Genomic DNA, 14,672 nt, shown 5'->3' with positions numbered 1-14,672 from the left:
CTTAGCGATAAACCCCAATTAACAAGATGAACTTATGATAGAGACAGACCGCCTAATTGCCCCAGATGCTGAAAGCCCTCGCGAAGAAGCCTTAGAGCGTGCATTGCGTCCTAAACTTTTAGACGAGTATGTCGGGCAAGAAAAAGCGCGTAGCCAGTTGGAGATTTTTATTAATGCCGCGCGTGGTCGCAGTGAGGCGCTAGATCATGTGTTGCTGTTCGGCCCACCCGGTTTAGGTAAAACTACTTTGGCGCACATTATTGCCAAAGAAATGGGCGTGAATATGCGCCAAACCTCAGGCCCAGTGCTAGAGCGCGCAGGTGATTTAGCGGCGTTGCTGACTAATTTAGAACCCAATGATGTGTTGTTCATTGATGAGATTCATCGACTTTCACCCGTGGTAGAAGAGATTTTGTACCCGGCGATGGAAGATTATCGCCTAGACATTATGATAGGTGAAGGCCCAGCCGCACGCAGTGTGCGTTTGGATTTACCTCCTTTTACCTTAATTGGTGCAACGACTCGTGCAGGTATGTTAACCAACCCCTTGCGTGACCGTTTTGGTATTGTTTCTCGTTTGGAGTTTTATACCTCTGAAGAGTTGGCTAGAATTGTTCATCGTTCAGCAGGTTTGTTAGAAGTTGAAATGGCGGATACAGGCTCGCTGGAAATCGCTCGTCGTTCACGCGGTACGCCACGTATCGCCAATAGGTTGTTGCGCCGTGTGCGAGACTATGCTCAAGTGAAAGCGAATGGCATCGTGTCATCAGAAATCGCTGATGCTGCCTTGAAAATGCTAGATGTTGATAAATTAGGTTTTGACGTGATGGATAGAAAGCTTTTGCTCGCGGTTATAGAAAAGTTTGGCGGAGGTCCAGTTGGTTTGGACAATTTAGCCGCAGCTATTGGTGAGGAGCGCGATACGATTGAAGATGTACTTGAACCTTACTTGATTCAACAAGGTTATTTAATGCGCACACCACGTGGACGTATCGCAACACAGCAAGCCTATCAGCATTTTGAATTGCCCATGCCTAAGCATTTAAATAGTGAAACGTGGCAACAGTAAGTATGAGCATTCATCAATTTAGTTGGCCTGTTCGTGTGTATTACGAAGACACCGATGCAGGCGGCGTGGTTTACCACTCAAACTATTTAAACTTTATGGAGCGTGCTCGCACCGAATGGCTACGCGCTTTGGGTTACGAGCAAACCACGGTTAAAGATGAATTAGGCGTAATTATTGTGGTGCATAGTTTGTCGATTAATTTCAAGAAGCCTGCAAGATTCAATGACATGTTAGAAATACATTGCAAGCTGGCAAATGTCAGACATGGCAGCATTGAAATGGCACAAACCATTATTTGTGATGGCGTTGAGTTAATACAAGCGCATATTAAAGCGGCATTTGTCGATGCGGAAACTTTTAGACCAGTCGCCATTCCTAATGTAATAAAACAAGATATGCTTAAAATACAAGCTGTGCATTTACATGTAGTGAAATAAACAGTTGTGAATTAATTAGTATTGAATTAACAAGAAGTGAAATATAAAGTAGTGAATTAACCGTGGAGAAGTTATGAGTATAAGTGCGACCGATGATATGTCAATTTTTTCGCTAGTGGCTGGCGCCAGCCTGCCTGTGCAGTTGGTTTTAGTGGTGTTGATAGGCACCTCATTATTTTCATGGTGGTATATTTTCATTAAGATAGCCACGATTAAAAAAGCAGAGACTAATGCTGAGGACTTTGAAAAAGCATTTTGGTCGGGGGGGGATTTGAATAAGTTATTTGAAGGTCTTGCCTCAAGTCGTCGCAAGCCTCAAGGCATGGCGAGCATATTTGAAGGCGGTTTTAGAGAATATGTGCGACACAAACAGCAAACAAATATGGACGTTTCAGATGTCATGGAAGGCTCTCGCCGTGCGATGCGGGCGGCTTATAATCGAGAGTTAGATGATTTAGATGCCCATCTACCATTTTTAGCTTCAGTTGGCTCGGTAAGCCCATACATAGGCTTATTCGGCACAGTGTGGGGCATTATGAATGCGTTTAGAGGCTTGTCCAATGTGGCGCAAGCCACCCTTAGCCAAGTGGCGCCCGGTATTGCCGAAGCTTTGGTGGCCACAGCGATTGGTTTATTTGCTGCGATTCCAGCCGTAATTGCTTATAACCGTTTCGCAAGCTCAGTCGATAGGCTTTCTGTACGTTACGAAAGCTTTATGGAAGAGTTCACTAATATTCTGCAAAGAAAGAGCTAAGTCATGGCGCGTACTCGTAAACGTCGCGTAATGAATCAAATCAATGTAGTTCCCTACATTGACGTGACTTTGGTATTGCTGGTTATCTTTATGGTCACTGCCCCTATGACTAATCCTGGGGTTGTTGATTTACCTAAAGTCGGTCAGGCACTTAAGCAGCCACAGGTCCCGCCTCTAGTACTAACGGTTAAGCTTAATAACAAAATTGAATTTGACAATAAACCTATGCCACGCGATGAGTTGCTTTTGGCTGTGCGTCAAGCACTTACAAAGGCGCCAGAGCGCTCAGTAGTAATTGCCGCTGATAAAAACGTTAAATATGACGATGTGATAGGCGTGATGGATTTACTGAAGCAAAATAAAGTGGATAAAGTTGGACTATTGTTAGGGCCGGCGAAATAAATTCATGGGAATTTTGACAAAGCCAGTTTATTAAAATGATTAGAGCGTACGAAAAAGAAGTTTCATGGAAAGCCGGAGGGCTGGCAATTGCCGTGCATTTAGTTTTGCTTGGAGCCTTATTGATTTCCTTCAATTGGAAAGCCGCGCATACAACTTTAGATGTTACAGAAGTTGAGCTATGGGATAGCATTCCTAATCAAGCCGCACCCACACCAGAGCCAGTAGTGCCGCCAGAACCAAAACCTGTTGTTAAAGAGGAAATTAAGCCTGAGCCTAAACTAGAGCCAAAACCAATAGTAGAAGAAAAGCCAAAAGAAGAGCCGCAAGTTGATATTGCACTAGAAAAAAAGAAAAAAGAATTAGCGTTGAAAAAAGCTGATGAGCAACTGAAAAAAGACAAAGTATTAGAGCAAAAGAAACAGTTAGAAGCGCTAAAGTTAGAAGCGCTCAAAGATGAGGCTAAGCCTCCAGTAAAAGTTAATAAAACTAGCGATGCTTTAAAGAGGCTACAACAAGAAGCATTAGCAGAAGAAAAAACGGCGGGAGATCAGCAGGCGATAGGCGCTAAAGCTGCTGCCAATGCAGGTGCTATAGGTGAGTTTACCGACAAAATTAAAGCCAAAATTCGCGGAAATGTGAATAAAACTTTATGTGGTGAAGGCAATCCTGAACTGAAATTTGAAATTGGTTTACTGCCTACTGGCGAATTAAATGGTAGCCCTAAACTTGTTAAATCAAGTGGCAGTGCCGCCTGTGATGAGGCCGTAGAGCGCGCAATTATGGCATCGGAACCGTTACCACTTCCAAAAGACCCATCACTTTTTTCACAATTTAGAAACTTAAATTTAAAATTCCGCCCTAATGATTAATCTGGTTTCTCAGGCGCTATAAAGCATGCTCGAATGTAACAAAGTGTAAATCGTGTAGCGCCAAAATGCTTGAAGCGTCAAAATATGCTTGGGACGGAATTCAAAGCGAATTTACGTAATGCTTATAATCCCCAATCTTAATTTTAATGTGTGATTAATTAAAGATATTAAACATAGCCTATGCATATACTTAGATTTTTCAAACTACAATTTGCAACATCAATGCCGTCAAAATTAAGTTTCTTTAGACTGCCAATCTCCAAAGTGCTTAATGTAGCTATATTTTCTGCAAGCCTGTTTATTCCATCGTTAGCGAGTGCAGCATTAGACATTGAAATTAGCGGCGGTAGCGCTCAACAAGTGCCAATTGCAATTGTGCCTTTCCAGCAAGCTGGCAATAGCGCAGATAATATTAGCAATATTATTGCGGCAGACTTGAAACGCAGCGGCTTATTTCGTGTGTTAGAAACTGGTGGTGTGGTGAATAAACCGACTGATATGACGCAAATCAAATATTCTGAGTGGGCAAATCTACAAGCGCAGGCTATGGCCGTTGGTACTGTAGAGGTGCTTCCGAATAATCGCTTGAAAGTCACATTTCAGTTGGCAGATGTGCTTAAGCAAACGCAATTAACGGGCATGCAATACACCATTGCACCCAATCAACTAAGAACCACCGCTCATAAAATCGCAGATGTGATTTATCAGAAACTGACTGGCGAATCTGGTATCTTCGCCAGCCGCATCGCTTATATCACTAAGGTTAATGAGCGTTATATGCTCAAAGTGGCGGATGCGGATGGCGCAAATCCACTGACGATGGTGTCATCGAAAGAGCCTATTATTTCGCCAGCATGGTCACCAGAAGGCAATAAAATTGCCTATGTGTCTTTTGAAAAGAAAAAACCGATTATTTACGTGCAATCATTAAGTGGTCAACGTACTGTATTAGCTGGTTTTAAAGGCAATAATAGCGCGCCAGCATGGTCACCAGATGGTAGTAAATTGGCGATTGTACTCACTTATGGCGCCAACTCTCAGGTTTATACTATTAATGCGGACGGTTCAGGCTTAAGTCGCGTTACAAAAGGCAATGCGATTGATACCGAGCCGACTTGGTCATCGGATGGTAAATGGATATACTTTACGTCAGATCGTGGCGGCAGGCCGCAAATCTACAAAGTATCAGCTAATGGCGGTGATCCACAACGTGTGACTTTTGAAGGTGCGTATAACGTGAGTCCGCGCTTTTCCCCTGATGGTAAATCCTTGGCGATGATACGAAATGAAGGCGGTAAATTCCGCGTGGCTTTGCAAGATTTAGCTACAGGTCAAGTGCAACTATTAAGCGATGGCTCACAAGATGAGTCACCAAGTTTTGCGCCAAATGGTCGTGTGATTCTTTATGCAACTAGATCAGGCGGACATGGAGCGCTAGCTGCAGTATCGGCAGATGGGCGCGTTAAGCAAAAACTTAATGAGTCTGGTGGGGATATTCGTGAGCCAGCATGGGGGCCGTTAATTAAATAGCGTCCATTAATTAAATAGTGGCCTTTGATTAATGGACATTAAGACATTAAGACATTTAGAGTAATTATTTTGTAGTAAAAGAGTTGTAATAACATTGTTTGAAAAGAAATAATAAGTATTAAGTTTGAATATATTTTATAAAGCAAGACTATTTAAGGAGAGTAAATATGAATAAATCTACATGGAATACCAAGTTATTAAGTACCTTAGTATTGGCATTAGTACTAAGCGCTTGTAAAAGTACACCAATGAACACCAAGCCTGTTGCTGTTGAAGATAAAAGTCCTGGGCAAACGACTACGTCGACAGCAGATACTGGCGCAGATACCTCAGGTATTAAAGAAGTGGCAATAGATGGCAATGCAATGGATTCAGATAAGGCATTAAAAGATCCGAATAATATTTTATCTAAACGTAATGTTTATTTTGATTTTGATAGTGATGCAGTTAAAGCTGAATTCCGTCCGTTACTTGAGGCTCATGCTAAATACTTGCTTGCTCATACTTCTGCAAAAGTCATTTTACAAGGTAATACCGATGAGCGCGGTACTCGCGAGTACAACTTATCACTAGGTCAACGCCGTTCAGTAGCTGTAAAAAATTCACTTAACTTACTTGGCGTGCAAGATGCGCAAATTGAAACTGTAAGTTTCGGTGAAGAAAAAGCTACAGAAGGTTGTGCGGACGAAGTATGTTCAAAACAAAATCGTCGCGTAGATGTAGTGTACGAAAACGAGTAATTTAATATCGCTTACTCAGAACTGACTATTTAGGACTTAAAAAGTATGATGAAAAACCTGATACTGGCTAGTATATTATTGTCTGCGCAGCTATTTGCTATAAGTAGCCATGCGGCTTTGTTTGACGACAAAGAGGCGCGAAAAAAGATTCTAGAAATAGAAACGACAATGAAAAGCCAGGATCAGGCGAATAAGACTGAGATAGCGAATATTAAAAAGAATTTTGAGCAGCGTTTGGAAGCCATTGAAGCCATCACCAAGGGTGGTGGCTTGTTAGAAATGCAAAATCAGATCGAATCTTTAAAGAAAGAGGTATCATGGCTTAAAGGTGAGCTGGAAGTAGCAAATCATAATATCGAAGCGACTCAACAACGCCAAAAAGATTTATATGGTGATACCGATACACGTTTGCGCAAACTAGAAAGCGTGCCTTTATCGCCCGCGGCAACTGGGGTCGATGATTCGTCTGCAGTACAGCCTACCTTAGATACAACCGCACCCGCTAAGAATACCCAAGAGTATCAATTGCTTGAGCTTGCTAATGGGTTATCAAGAGAATCAAAGCATAAAGATGCTTTTAATGCTTATGATAAATTCTTAAAAGATTATCCAAATAGTGCGCTAGCGGCAGAGGCAACTTACGGTTTAGGTTATTCTCAATATGCACTAAAAAACTATAAATCGGCGATTGCCACACAGCAAAAAGTAATCAATCTACATCCAGAAAGTACCAAAGCGCCAGATGCAATGATGAACATGGCTAATAGCCAGATTCAGCTAGGCTTAGTGCCAGGTGCGAAAAAAACTTTGCGTGACTTAATTGCTAAGTTTCCAAATAGCGAAGTTACACCTACTGCACAGAAGCGCTTGAAAGCATTAGAGGCAATTAGGTAACTTGTAATTATTTACAACTAATTAATATACGATTGATTAAATAATATCTTTTGCTAAAACATTCACTTAGCTCAATTTAAGTAAATCCATATTTAAGTTACAATGGCGCCAATTCAAGTTGGCGCTATTTTTTTATAAATCAGAATTTCTGGCACATTAACTATTTAATGAAACTCAAGTAATGAAGCTCAAAGTCCACGAAATTTTCTACTCAATACAAGGTGAGTCCTCACGCATAGGATTACCCACGGTATTTGTGCGCCTAACAGGCTGTCCAATGCGCTGCGTGTATTGCGATACCGCTTATGCATTCAGTGGCGGTAGCAATGTTGAGATTGCTGATATTTTGACTAAGGTTGCTGAATATGGCACAAAATACGTCACAGTCACAGGCGGTGAGCCGTTAGCGCAAAAAGATTGCCATGTGTTATTAAAAGATTTATGTGATGCAGGCTACAGCGTATCGTTAGAAACAGGCGGTGCGATTGATATTAGCCTAGTGGATAAACGCGTTTCAGTCATATTAGATGTGAAAACGCCAGATTCAGGTGAGCTGAAAAATAACGTGTGGAGTAATTTAGAGCATTTAAAAAGTTCAGACGAAGTGAAATTTGTATTGTGTAGTCGAGAAGATTACCAATGGGCGAAAGAGCTATTGAATACCCATAAAATTACTGAAAAATGCCCTGTATTATTTTCACCCGTCTATAGTCAGGTTAACCCTACAGAGTTGGCGGAGTGGGTGCTAGCTGATAAGTTGCCTGTACGTATGCAAGTACAGCTGCATAAAATTTTATGGGGCGAAAAACCCGGGGTTTAAATTAGAGTTTCGGCATGGATTTCAATATGGAAAATAAAACAAAAAAGAATGCGGTTGTTCTACTCTCTGGTGGACTAGACTCTGCCACTTGCCTAGCGATAGCCAAATCTCAAGGTTTTGACTGTTATTGCTTGAGCTTAGATTATCATCAGCGCCATATTGCCGAATTACATGCGGCGAAAAACGTAGCGAATATTATGGGTGCATCAGCACATAAAACCGCTAATTTAGATTTATCTTTATTTGGCGGATCTGCATTAACAGATGATGCGATTGCCGTGCCAGAAAGTGAAACAGCTGGAATACCAATCACATACGTGCCCGCAAGAAACACCATTATGTTGTCTTTAGCTTTGGCATGGGCCGAGGTGTTAAAAAGTCAGGATATTTTTATCGGCGTGAATGCGCTTGACTACTCAGGGTATCCTGATTGTCGGGGTGAGTACGTTAAAGCTTTTCAAGCGATGGCGAACCTAGCGACCAAAAGCGCGGTAGAAGGGCATACAATTACAATACACGCGCCACTGATTGATATGACCAAAGCACAAATTGTTACGCTGGGTACAGAGCTCGGTGTGGACTACGCGATGACAGTCTCTTGCTATCAAGCTGACAGCCATGGCGAGGCATGTGGATTGTGTGATTCATGCCGTTTAAGGCGAGAAGGTTTTGCCGCCGCAGGCTTGGCAGATCCAACGCGATATAAAAAACACAACTAAACATGGCGCTAAAACTGTGTATAAGCAGCGCAGTTTTAAAACGACAGATTTTGCACAAAGATTAATTATGGGATTAATGCACAAACTACTTGCCAAACCCATCATTAATAACGTAAAATCCGCGCCTTTCTGCTTTAAAATTTTCTAAAAGAGAACAAAGATTATGGTTATTATTCGTTTAGCTCGTGGTGGCGCGAAAAAAACTCCTTTCTACAACGTGGTAGTTGCTGATTCACGCAATCGTCGTGACGGCCGCTTCATTGAGCGTGTTGGTTTTTACAACCCGTCAGCAAAAGCTGGTGCAGAAGCGCTTCGTGTAGATCAAGAGCGTGTTACATTCTGGCAAGGTCAAGGTGCACAACTGTCTGATACAGTGGCACGTTTGGTTAAATTTCACGCTAAAGGCCCAGAGTACGCTATTGCTGCTAAAGCAAAAGATGCTGCTAAAGCCGACGCTGTAAAAGCAAAAATTGCTGCTGCTGAAGCTGCAAAACAAAAAGCTGCTGCAGATGCTGCTAAAGCTGAAGCCGATGCTAAAGCTGCTGAACAAGCTGCTCAGGCCGCTGAAGCTGCAGCCGCAGCAAAAGCTGCTGAGGCCGAAGCTGCCGCTGCTCCAGTTGAAGCCGCTGCAGAAGTTGCTGAAACACCAGCTGCAGACGCTTAATAACATCGCTCTGGTGATTTTTGTCACCGAGCGATTGACTAAGTCTGTAGCTAATTTTGGCAAGTACTAAGGTTTTGGCAAATACAAAGCAAACAAGCAATAGTATGGTAGTCATGGGGCGCATCGTTGCGCCCTACGGCGTTTTTGGCTGGCTGAAAATTGTGCCAGATACAGAAGCGTTTGATGGCTTATTTGACTACGACACTTGGTGGCTTGGTAAAGGCGATGATTGGCGTGAAATGGTGGTTGAAACTGCCAAAACGCACAATGACGTACTAGTTGTTAAGCTTAAAGGCATAGATGACCGTGATGCGGCGCTTGCTTGCAAAGGTAAGCAAATTGCCGTGCCAAGAGAGCAATTGCCAGAAGCTGAAGAAAATGAGTATTACTGGTCAGATTTGATTGGTTTACGCGTTAAGAACAAACAAGATGTTGATTTTGGCTTGATTGTTGATGTTTTTGAAACTGGCGCTAATGATGTGATTGCAGTGCGTGCAGATGCCGTTAAGCAAGAAGATTCAGCTGATAAAGCCGTAGCCAAAGAAAAACCGCAAGAAAGATTATTGCCATTTATTGACGCAGTAGTGCTTGAAGTAGATACAGTAGCAAAAACAATGTTGGTGGATTGGGATGCAGATTTCTAGTCATGGCTTGTAGATTTGCATATGGCTTTTAAATTTGATGTGGTTACGCTGTTTCCTGAAATGTTTGATGCCATTACCAAATATGGCATTACTAGTAGAGCGTTACAGCAAAAGATTTATGATGTGCGGTTTTGGAATCCACGCGATTTCACTACAGATAATCATAAAACGGTAGATGACAGGCCATATGGTGGCGGGCCTGGTATGGTGATGCTGGTAGAACCATTAGAGCAAGCCATTAATTCAGCGAAAGTAAGCCAAGCTGAAAAGAATATAGAAAGTTGGGTGATCCATCTTTCACCAGCGGGTAAACCGCTGACGCATGAAAAAGTCATGCAATTGAGTCAGAAACAAGGTTTAGTGTTGTTGGCAAGTCGTTATGAAGGTGTAGACCAGCGACTGATAGATGCCTTAGTCGATGAAGAAATCTCGATAGGTGACTATGTGTTAAGTGGTGGTGAGTTACCTGCCATGACGTTGATGGATGCCATAGTCAGGCAATTGCCGGGTGCTTTAGGTGATAGTGATTCTGCGATTGAAGACTCATTCGTAGATGGCTTGTTAGATTGCCCGCACTACACAAGGCCAGAAGAATATAAAGGTGTGAAAGTGCCAGAGGTTTTAACATCGGGCAATCATGCAAAGATTAAGCAGTGGCGTTTGAAAATGTCGCTGAAAAGAACTCGGGATCAACGTCCCGATTTATTGGCCGCAAGGCCGTTGACGAAAGAAGAAGCACGGCTGCTCAGTGAGTTAGAGCAGGAACAAGTTTCTTCATAATTAAAAGGAACCACACAGGGGAAACCCAGTGGATATAGAAAATGGCAGATATTATTAAAATGTTGGAAGAGGAAGAAATTGCCCGTTTAGGCAAAACGATTCCATCTTTCGCACCAGGCGACACAGTAGTAGTTGGCGTGAACGTAGTTGAAGGTACACGTAAACGTGTACAGTCATACGAAGGCGTTGTGATTGCTAAACGTAACCGTGGTTTGAACTCATCATTCATCGTACGTAAAATTTCATCTGGTGAAGGTGTTGAGCGTACATTCCAAACTTACTCACCGCTAATCGCTAGCATTGAAGTTAAACGTCGTGGTGATGTTCGCCGTGCGAAACTTTACTACCTACGTGAGCGTTCAGGTAAATCAGCACGTATTAAAGAAAAATTGTTCACACGTGAAAAAGAAGTCATGGCTCCAGCAGAAAGCGCTTAAATTTAAGCCCTTCTTGTTGAAAAGCAAAAACCCAAATGTCGAAAGGCCTTTGGGTTTTTTTACGTCTATTATTTTACAAAAAGTTATATGCACGAATTTTCACCCATGACTCTTCGTTTGCATCTGCAACAGATTGGTTTAACATAACACTGATGATTCCTCAATATGAAGCTCTTGTTAATGCGCCTTTTGGTATGGTTGCCATTGCCATGCAAGGCAATCAACTTGCGATTGATTTATTGCCTGAATCACCCCCGCAAGAAAGTCTGCAGCTTTATCATCCAACGGCGATAAAAAACTCGCTAGTCAAGCAAGCTTACGAGCAGATACAGCAATACCTAAAACAATCCAACACTCAATTTAACTCATCGCTTCAAGAGCAGCAAGGCACAGCCTTTCAGCAACGTGTTTGGCAGGCTATTGCCGCCATTCCATTAGGCCAAGTAGCTACCTATGGGCAGGTTGCCAGTCAAATCGGTTCAGGGCCACGTGCCGTGGCAAATGCTTGTGGTGCAAATAACATTCCACTGATCATTCCATGCCATCGCGTAGTTGCGCAAAATGGCATAGGGGGATTTATGCAGGGTAAAGAATATGGATTATCTTTTAAACGCTGGCTGTTAGCGCATGAAGGTGTGAAAGGCTATGCGCATGAGTGAGCACACGCTCTCGCCACAAGACGTAGCAGAGCTGGATACTTTCATTGACCATTTATGGCTAGAAGATGGCTTATCAAAAAATACGTTAGAAAGCTATCGCTTAGATTTAACCTCATTTGCGCTTTGGCTCACACCACAAAACAAGCAATTACTCACCGTAGATCAAGCCGATATTCAGCAATATCTAGCGGTTAAGTTTCCACTGAGCAAGCCGCGGAGCATTAGTCGATTAATTGCCAGCATGCGCAGATTTTATCGCTATTTAATGCGTGATAACAAAATTAACCTAGATCCCACAATCCAAATTCAATCACCTAAACTGCCGCGCAGCTTACCTAAAAGTTTGAATGAAGAAGAAGTCATTGCCTTGCTCAATGCCCCGAATATTGACGAGCCAGCAGGATTGCGCGATAGGGCGATGTTAGAGTTACTCTACGCCTGCGGACTGCGTGTATCTGAATTAGTAGGTGTTAAAGTCACAGAAGTCAGCTTGGGCGACGGCGTTGTGCGAATTACGGGTAAAGGCAGTAAAACGCGATTAGTACCGATGGGCGAAGAGGCTGTTGACTGGATTTCGCGTTACTTAAGCGGCGCACGCGCGGCAATTTTGCAAAAGCGATTATGTGATGCGCTATTTGTCACAAATCGGGGCGAGGCGATGACGCGTCAGGCTTTTTGGTATTTGATTAAGCGCCATGCTTTGCTAGCAGGCATTACCAAACATATGTCGCCGCATGTATTGCGTCATGCGTTTGCTACACATTTGCTGAATCACGGTGCGGATTTACGTGTGGTGCAAATGCTACTTGGGCATTCGGATATTTCCACCACGCAGATCTATACGCATGTGGCGCGCGAGCGCTTGAAGCAGTTGCATAGTATGCATCACCCGCGTGGGTAAGCTTGCCTTAGTAACTGCATTCCATAGCAGGATTAATGCCTTCTTTATCCATCGTTAGCATGGCTTTGCCATCTTGGTAAGTGATTATCCAAATTCTATCAAAGTCTTTGTCAGCCCATAGCGGCGCGTCTTTCACACCAAGCGCACCAGCCAATGCCTGAATAGCGCTATGTTCCCATACCATCAGCACTAGACCGTCTTTGTTAAATACATTCTTGGCGATTTTTTCATTCTCGTCTGCGCTATATTTACTGTTAATAGGCAGATTATATTTAATCGCAAATGGGCTAATGGTTTGAAACATCCGACTATGTTTAGTCTCATCGTCACTTTTTAGCGCAGGCACATAAATATAATCTGGAGTATTTAATTTTGCATACAGCACAGTAGGCAATTGCAATGCGCGATTTTGACCTTGGCAGGATAAATTGTCGCCGTCTTTTGGTTTTTCAGCGTGGCGAATAATGACTATTTTTAGATTGTTACTTGGCGAATTTTTGTCAGGCTGATGTTTTTTATCATCGCAACTTGTTAATAGAACCGCTGCGATTACGAAGAAAAGCGCTAAGTAATATCTTTTGAATAGAATGTTTTGCATGTAAATTATCATACAGGCTTTTATTAGTAAAAGCATCGGGCTGGGAGGCGCGTAGATATTGGTTCGGAGGGCAGATTTTATGCCGTATATTCCGTCATTCTCGCGTACGCGGGAATCTTTTTACTATTCCCTCTCCCTTAAGGGAGAGGGCTAGGGTGAGGGTAAAGTCCATCTTCAATCGTCATTCCGATGAGACCGTAAAGGTCTTCCCCAGTTTACTAAGCCGCTTAAGTGGCAAGTAAAATGTGAAAAATCGGAATCTAGCGGCTTTGGCAGTATATGTAGATGATTGAACCATGTCGGGGGTAGCCCGACAGCTAGTCACTTTCTTTTAACTGCCTAAAAAGTACCAGTACTTGGCATGTCCGCCAAGTGCCCGCTGTTACACAGCGACCTTGGCGCCAAAAGTAACCAAAGACAACGAAGTTGCGGTGTAGGCTAACCTTTAGGTTAAGCCACTTTAGTGGCGGCCGAAGCCAAAACGGCACCCCAACACCACGGCCTGACGGCTACCCTGCGCTACTCAACATAAAGGCAGCAATCGGAAACTCGCCTACGGCTCAAACAGCCGCTTGCTGAAAGCTTCCTTTATGTCTGCGTTGCTCGGCGTGTTGAAAGGGGATTTTTAGGATGATTTTAATGACTGAATAATTTTACCTAGCTGTTCAAGCCCATCAAATGTTGAAGGTAGGTTTTCTTCGTTTGCAATTATTCCGCTAAAAATCAAATTTTCAAATTTTTCAAGAGAAGAGTTATCAGTAGTTTTCATTTCTTTTGCATAAGTTGAATAGCTTTGAATGAATTGACAGAGTGTTTTTCTTAACTCAAGTTGGAGAAGTTGTGCTTTTACGGATTTGTAATTGAAAAGTGCAACTCTAAAAAAGTAAACCAGAACTATTTGTAGTGTAAGCGTAGGAAGTATTGCATATTTTAATAAATCTAAATAATGATTTTTTATTGTTTCAGTTTTAAACATTAACAAGTAAAGCTCCACTCCTACAGGTGCAATTGCTAATGATGCTAGCACAATTAAAAATCCTAAAGCCCAGTTTAGTTCCTTCCTTTTAGAGCTTGATAGGTCATTAAATCCTTTAAATAAGCCAACAAAATTAAAACCTGTTTTGTATTCATCTAATTTGTTTTTAAGTGCATTTACTGCTTTTTCTTTATTGTCTAACTCAATACTCCAGTCGGATTTTAACTTTTCAGCATTGTCGTATTTTTCGTTATATGACTTAATTTCATTAAAATTGGGATGATTTATTAGCCGTTTAGCAATGTCAGCAGGCATGATGTAGTTAGCATATATAATTTGCTGTTTATCGTTGCCAGTAAATAAGTCAATCACTTCGTCAACACGAGTTTTAATTTGTCTTAGTTCATGGTTGAGGTCATTAGGTGAGGAAAATTCAGCTTCACAAAGGAATCTATATGCTGATGTGAAAATACTTTTAATGCTCACATCTAATTTATCTTCTAATTTAGTCCCTGTATTTTTTTGATCATTAAACCGTTGTATCTCCGAGATAAATGCTTGACCTATCCATTCGATATTTGTTTGACAATTCTGATCAAAGAACTGACCATCATTTAACATGAAATGAGTGATGGTCTCTACATTTTTAGCTAAAACTGCTAAATTTGAATCTGTAATCTCAGTAGCTTTTAATTTCTTTAAAAATCCACGTAAAAGTTGAATATTTTCACTTAAAGTAAAAAAATCCTTAATCTCTTGGCTCATTTTTTCCCCTAGCA

Annotated in this window: 18 protein-coding genes; 16 read left to right on the top strand and 2 right to left on the bottom strand. The window is 42.0% G+C overall.

Annotation, left to right across the window (positions count from 1 at the left end):
- Window positions 1-34 precede the first annotated feature (34 nt).
- The 16 genes from ruvB to xerD all read left to right on the top strand — a co-directional run bounded on the left by ruvB (window position 35) and on the right by xerD (window position 12,319).
- Window positions 35-1,069, top strand: coding sequence for a Holliday junction branch migration DNA helicase RuvB (gene ruvB, locus PSV17_RS04375; RefSeq protein WP_300480055.1), 1,035 nt, complete (start codon window positions 35-37; stop codon window positions 1,067-1,069).
- Window positions 1,070-1,071: 2 nt separating this feature from the next.
- Window positions 1,072-1,506, top strand: coding sequence for a tol-pal system-associated acyl-CoA thioesterase (gene ybgC / locus PSV17_RS04370; RefSeq protein ID WP_300480054.1), 435 nt, complete (start codon window positions 1,072-1,074; stop codon window positions 1,504-1,506).
- A gap of 79 nt (window positions 1,507-1,585) precedes the next feature.
- Window positions 1,586-2,260: a protein TolQ gene (gene tolQ / locus PSV17_RS04365; RefSeq protein WP_300480398.1), complete on the top strand. Its 675-nt coding sequence runs from the start codon at window positions 1,586-1,588 to the stop codon at window positions 2,258-2,260.
- A 3-nt stretch (window positions 2,261-2,263) separates the two neighbouring features.
- On the top strand, window positions 2,264-2,662 hold the full coding sequence (locus tag PSV17_RS04360) for an ExbD/TolR family protein (protein ID WP_300480052.1): 399 nt from the start codon (window positions 2,264-2,266) through the stop codon (window positions 2,660-2,662).
- Window positions 2,663-2,697: 35 nt separating this feature from the next.
- A complete protein-coding gene (locus tag PSV17_RS04355; RefSeq protein WP_300480049.1) occupies window positions 2,698-3,531 on the top strand; it encodes a cell envelope integrity protein TolA in 834 nt (277 codons plus the stop codon).
- Between the two features lie 222 nt (window positions 3,532-3,753).
- On the top strand, window positions 3,754-5,061 hold the full coding sequence (tolB, locus tag PSV17_RS04350) for a Tol-Pal system beta propeller repeat protein TolB (RefSeq protein WP_300480047.1): 1,308 nt from the start codon (window positions 3,754-3,756) through the stop codon (window positions 5,059-5,061).
- Window positions 5,062-5,228: 167 nt separating this feature from the next.
- Entirely contained in the window at window positions 5,229-5,801 is a 573-nt protein-coding gene (gene pal / locus PSV17_RS04345; RefSeq protein WP_300480045.1) for a peptidoglycan-associated lipoprotein Pal, read from the top strand.
- Window positions 5,802-5,846: 45 nt separating this feature from the next.
- Window positions 5,847-6,695 (top strand): tol-pal system protein YbgF, encoded by an 849-nt coding sequence (gene ybgF, locus PSV17_RS04340; protein WP_300480044.1) that lies wholly within the window; start codon window positions 5,847-5,849, stop codon window positions 6,693-6,695.
- 181 nt (window positions 6,696-6,876) lie between these two features.
- Window positions 6,877-7,515, top strand: a complete 639-nt coding sequence (gene queE / locus PSV17_RS04335; RefSeq protein ID WP_300480042.1) for a 7-carboxy-7-deazaguanine synthase QueE — start codon at window positions 6,877-6,879, stop codon at window positions 7,513-7,515.
- A 26-nt stretch (window positions 7,516-7,541) separates the two neighbouring features.
- A complete protein-coding gene (gene queC / locus PSV17_RS04330) occupies window positions 7,542-8,234 on the top strand; it encodes a 7-cyano-7-deazaguanine synthase QueC (RefSeq protein ID WP_300480041.1) in 693 nt (230 codons plus the stop codon).
- A 163-nt stretch (window positions 8,235-8,397) separates the two neighbouring features.
- The gene (gene rpsP, locus PSV17_RS04325; RefSeq protein ID WP_300480039.1) at window positions 8,398-8,898 is read left to right on the top strand and encodes a 30S ribosomal protein S16; all 501 of its coding nucleotides are present in this window, start codon (window positions 8,398-8,400) and stop codon (window positions 8,896-8,898) included.
- Window positions 8,899-9,002: 104 nt separating this feature from the next.
- Window positions 9,003-9,542: a ribosome maturation factor RimM gene (rimM, locus tag PSV17_RS04320; protein ID WP_300480396.1), complete on the top strand. Its 540-nt coding sequence runs from the start codon at window positions 9,003-9,005 to the stop codon at window positions 9,540-9,542.
- A 21-nt stretch (window positions 9,543-9,563) separates the two neighbouring features.
- Window positions 9,564-10,322 carry a tRNA (guanosine(37)-N1)-methyltransferase TrmD gene (trmD, locus tag PSV17_RS04315; protein ID WP_300480038.1) on the top strand — a complete coding sequence of 253 codons (759 nt, stop codon included), beginning with the start codon at window positions 9,564-9,566 and terminating at the stop codon, window positions 10,320-10,322.
- Between the two features lie 41 nt (window positions 10,323-10,363).
- Window positions 10,364-10,759: a 50S ribosomal protein L19 gene (rplS, locus tag PSV17_RS04310; protein WP_300480036.1), complete on the top strand. Its 396-nt coding sequence runs from the start codon at window positions 10,364-10,366 to the stop codon at window positions 10,757-10,759.
- Between the two features lie 35 nt (window positions 10,760-10,794).
- Window positions 10,795-11,418: a methylated-DNA--[protein]-cysteine S-methyltransferase gene (locus PSV17_RS04305; protein ID WP_366910339.1), complete on the top strand. Its 624-nt coding sequence runs from the start codon at window positions 10,795-10,797 to the stop codon at window positions 11,416-11,418.
- Window positions 11,411-12,319 carry a site-specific tyrosine recombinase XerD gene (gene xerD, locus PSV17_RS04300; protein WP_300480035.1) on the top strand — a complete coding sequence of 303 codons (909 nt, stop codon included), beginning with the start codon at window positions 11,411-11,413 and terminating at the stop codon, window positions 12,317-12,319. The genes PSV17_RS04305 and xerD overlap by 8 nt, the downstream gene beginning before the upstream one ends.
- A gap of 7 nt (window positions 12,320-12,326) precedes the next feature.
- On the opposite strand, the gene PSV17_RS04295 is transcribed toward xerD, so the two are convergent.
- Together PSV17_RS04295 and PSV17_RS04290 are read right to left on the bottom strand one after the other, a co-directional pair.
- A complete protein-coding gene (locus PSV17_RS04295; RefSeq protein ID WP_300480034.1) occupies window positions 12,327-12,917 on the bottom strand; it encodes a histidine phosphatase family protein in 591 nt (196 codons plus the stop codon).
- Between the two features lie 625 nt (window positions 12,918-13,542).
- Window positions 13,543-14,658: a hypothetical protein gene (locus PSV17_RS04290; RefSeq protein WP_300480033.1), complete on the bottom strand. Its 1,116-nt coding sequence runs from the start codon at window positions 14,656-14,658 to the stop codon at window positions 13,543-13,545.
- Window positions 14,659-14,672 lie beyond the last annotated feature (14 nt).

It is taken from the genome of Methylotenera sp. (assembly GCF_029946165.1).
In the GTDB taxonomy this organism is placed as follows: Bacteria; Pseudomonadota; Gammaproteobacteria; order Burkholderiales; family Methylophilaceae; genus Methylotenera.
Note: the sequence above shows the minus strand (reverse complement) of the source record. Positions and strands in the feature narration are given on the sequence as shown.

Bases quoted from the DNA above. Each gene is read 5' to 3' on its own strand.
- PSV17_RS04295 (WP_300480034.1), bottom strand. From the start codon at position 12,917: ATGCAAAACATTCTATTCAAAAGATATTACTTAGCGCTTTTCTTCGTA.
- queC (WP_300480041.1), top strand. From the start codon at position 7,542: ATGGAAAATAAAACAAAAAAGAATGCGGTTGTTCTACTCTCTGGTGGA.
- xerD (WP_300480035.1), top strand. From the start codon at position 11,411: ATGAGTGAGCACACGCTCTCGCCACAAGACGTAGCAGAGCTGGATACT.
- tolB (WP_300480047.1), top strand. From the start codon at position 3,754: ATGCCGTCAAAATTAAGTTTCTTTAGACTGCCAATCTCCAAAGTGCTT.
- pal (WP_300480045.1), top strand. From the start codon at position 5,229: ATGAATAAATCTACATGGAATACCAAGTTATTAAGTACCTTAGTATTG.
- queE (WP_300480042.1), top strand. From the start codon at position 6,877: ATGAAGCTCAAAGTCCACGAAATTTTCTACTCAATACAAGGTGAGTCC.
- PSV17_RS04355 (WP_300480049.1), top strand. From the start codon at position 2,698: ATGATTAGAGCGTACGAAAAAGAAGTTTCATGGAAAGCCGGAGGGCTG.
- trmD (WP_300480038.1), top strand. From the start codon at position 9,564: ATGGCTTTTAAATTTGATGTGGTTACGCTGTTTCCTGAAATGTTTGAT.
- ybgC (WP_300480054.1), top strand. From the start codon at position 1,072: ATGAGCATTCATCAATTTAGTTGGCCTGTTCGTGTGTATTACGAAGAC.
- ruvB (WP_300480055.1), top strand. From the start codon at position 35: ATGATAGAGACAGACCGCCTAATTGCCCCAGATGCTGAAAGCCCTCGC.
- rimM (WP_300480396.1), top strand. From the start codon at position 9,003: ATGGTAGTCATGGGGCGCATCGTTGCGCCCTACGGCGTTTTTGGCTGG.
- rpsP (WP_300480039.1), top strand. From the start codon at position 8,398: ATGGTTATTATTCGTTTAGCTCGTGGTGGCGCGAAAAAAACTCCTTTC.
- rplS (WP_300480036.1), top strand. From the start codon at position 10,364: ATGGCAGATATTATTAAAATGTTGGAAGAGGAAGAAATTGCCCGTTTA.
- PSV17_RS04290 (WP_300480033.1), bottom strand. From the start codon at position 14,658: ATGAGCCAAGAGATTAAGGATTTTTTTACTTTAAGTGAAAATATTCAA.
- PSV17_RS04305 (WP_366910339.1), top strand. From the start codon at position 10,795: ATGTCGAAAGGCCTTTGGGTTTTTTTACGTCTATTATTTTACAAAAAG.
- PSV17_RS04360 (WP_300480052.1), top strand. From the start codon at position 2,264: ATGGCGCGTACTCGTAAACGTCGCGTAATGAATCAAATCAATGTAGTT.
- ybgF (WP_300480044.1), top strand. From the start codon at position 5,847: ATGATGAAAAACCTGATACTGGCTAGTATATTATTGTCTGCGCAGCTA.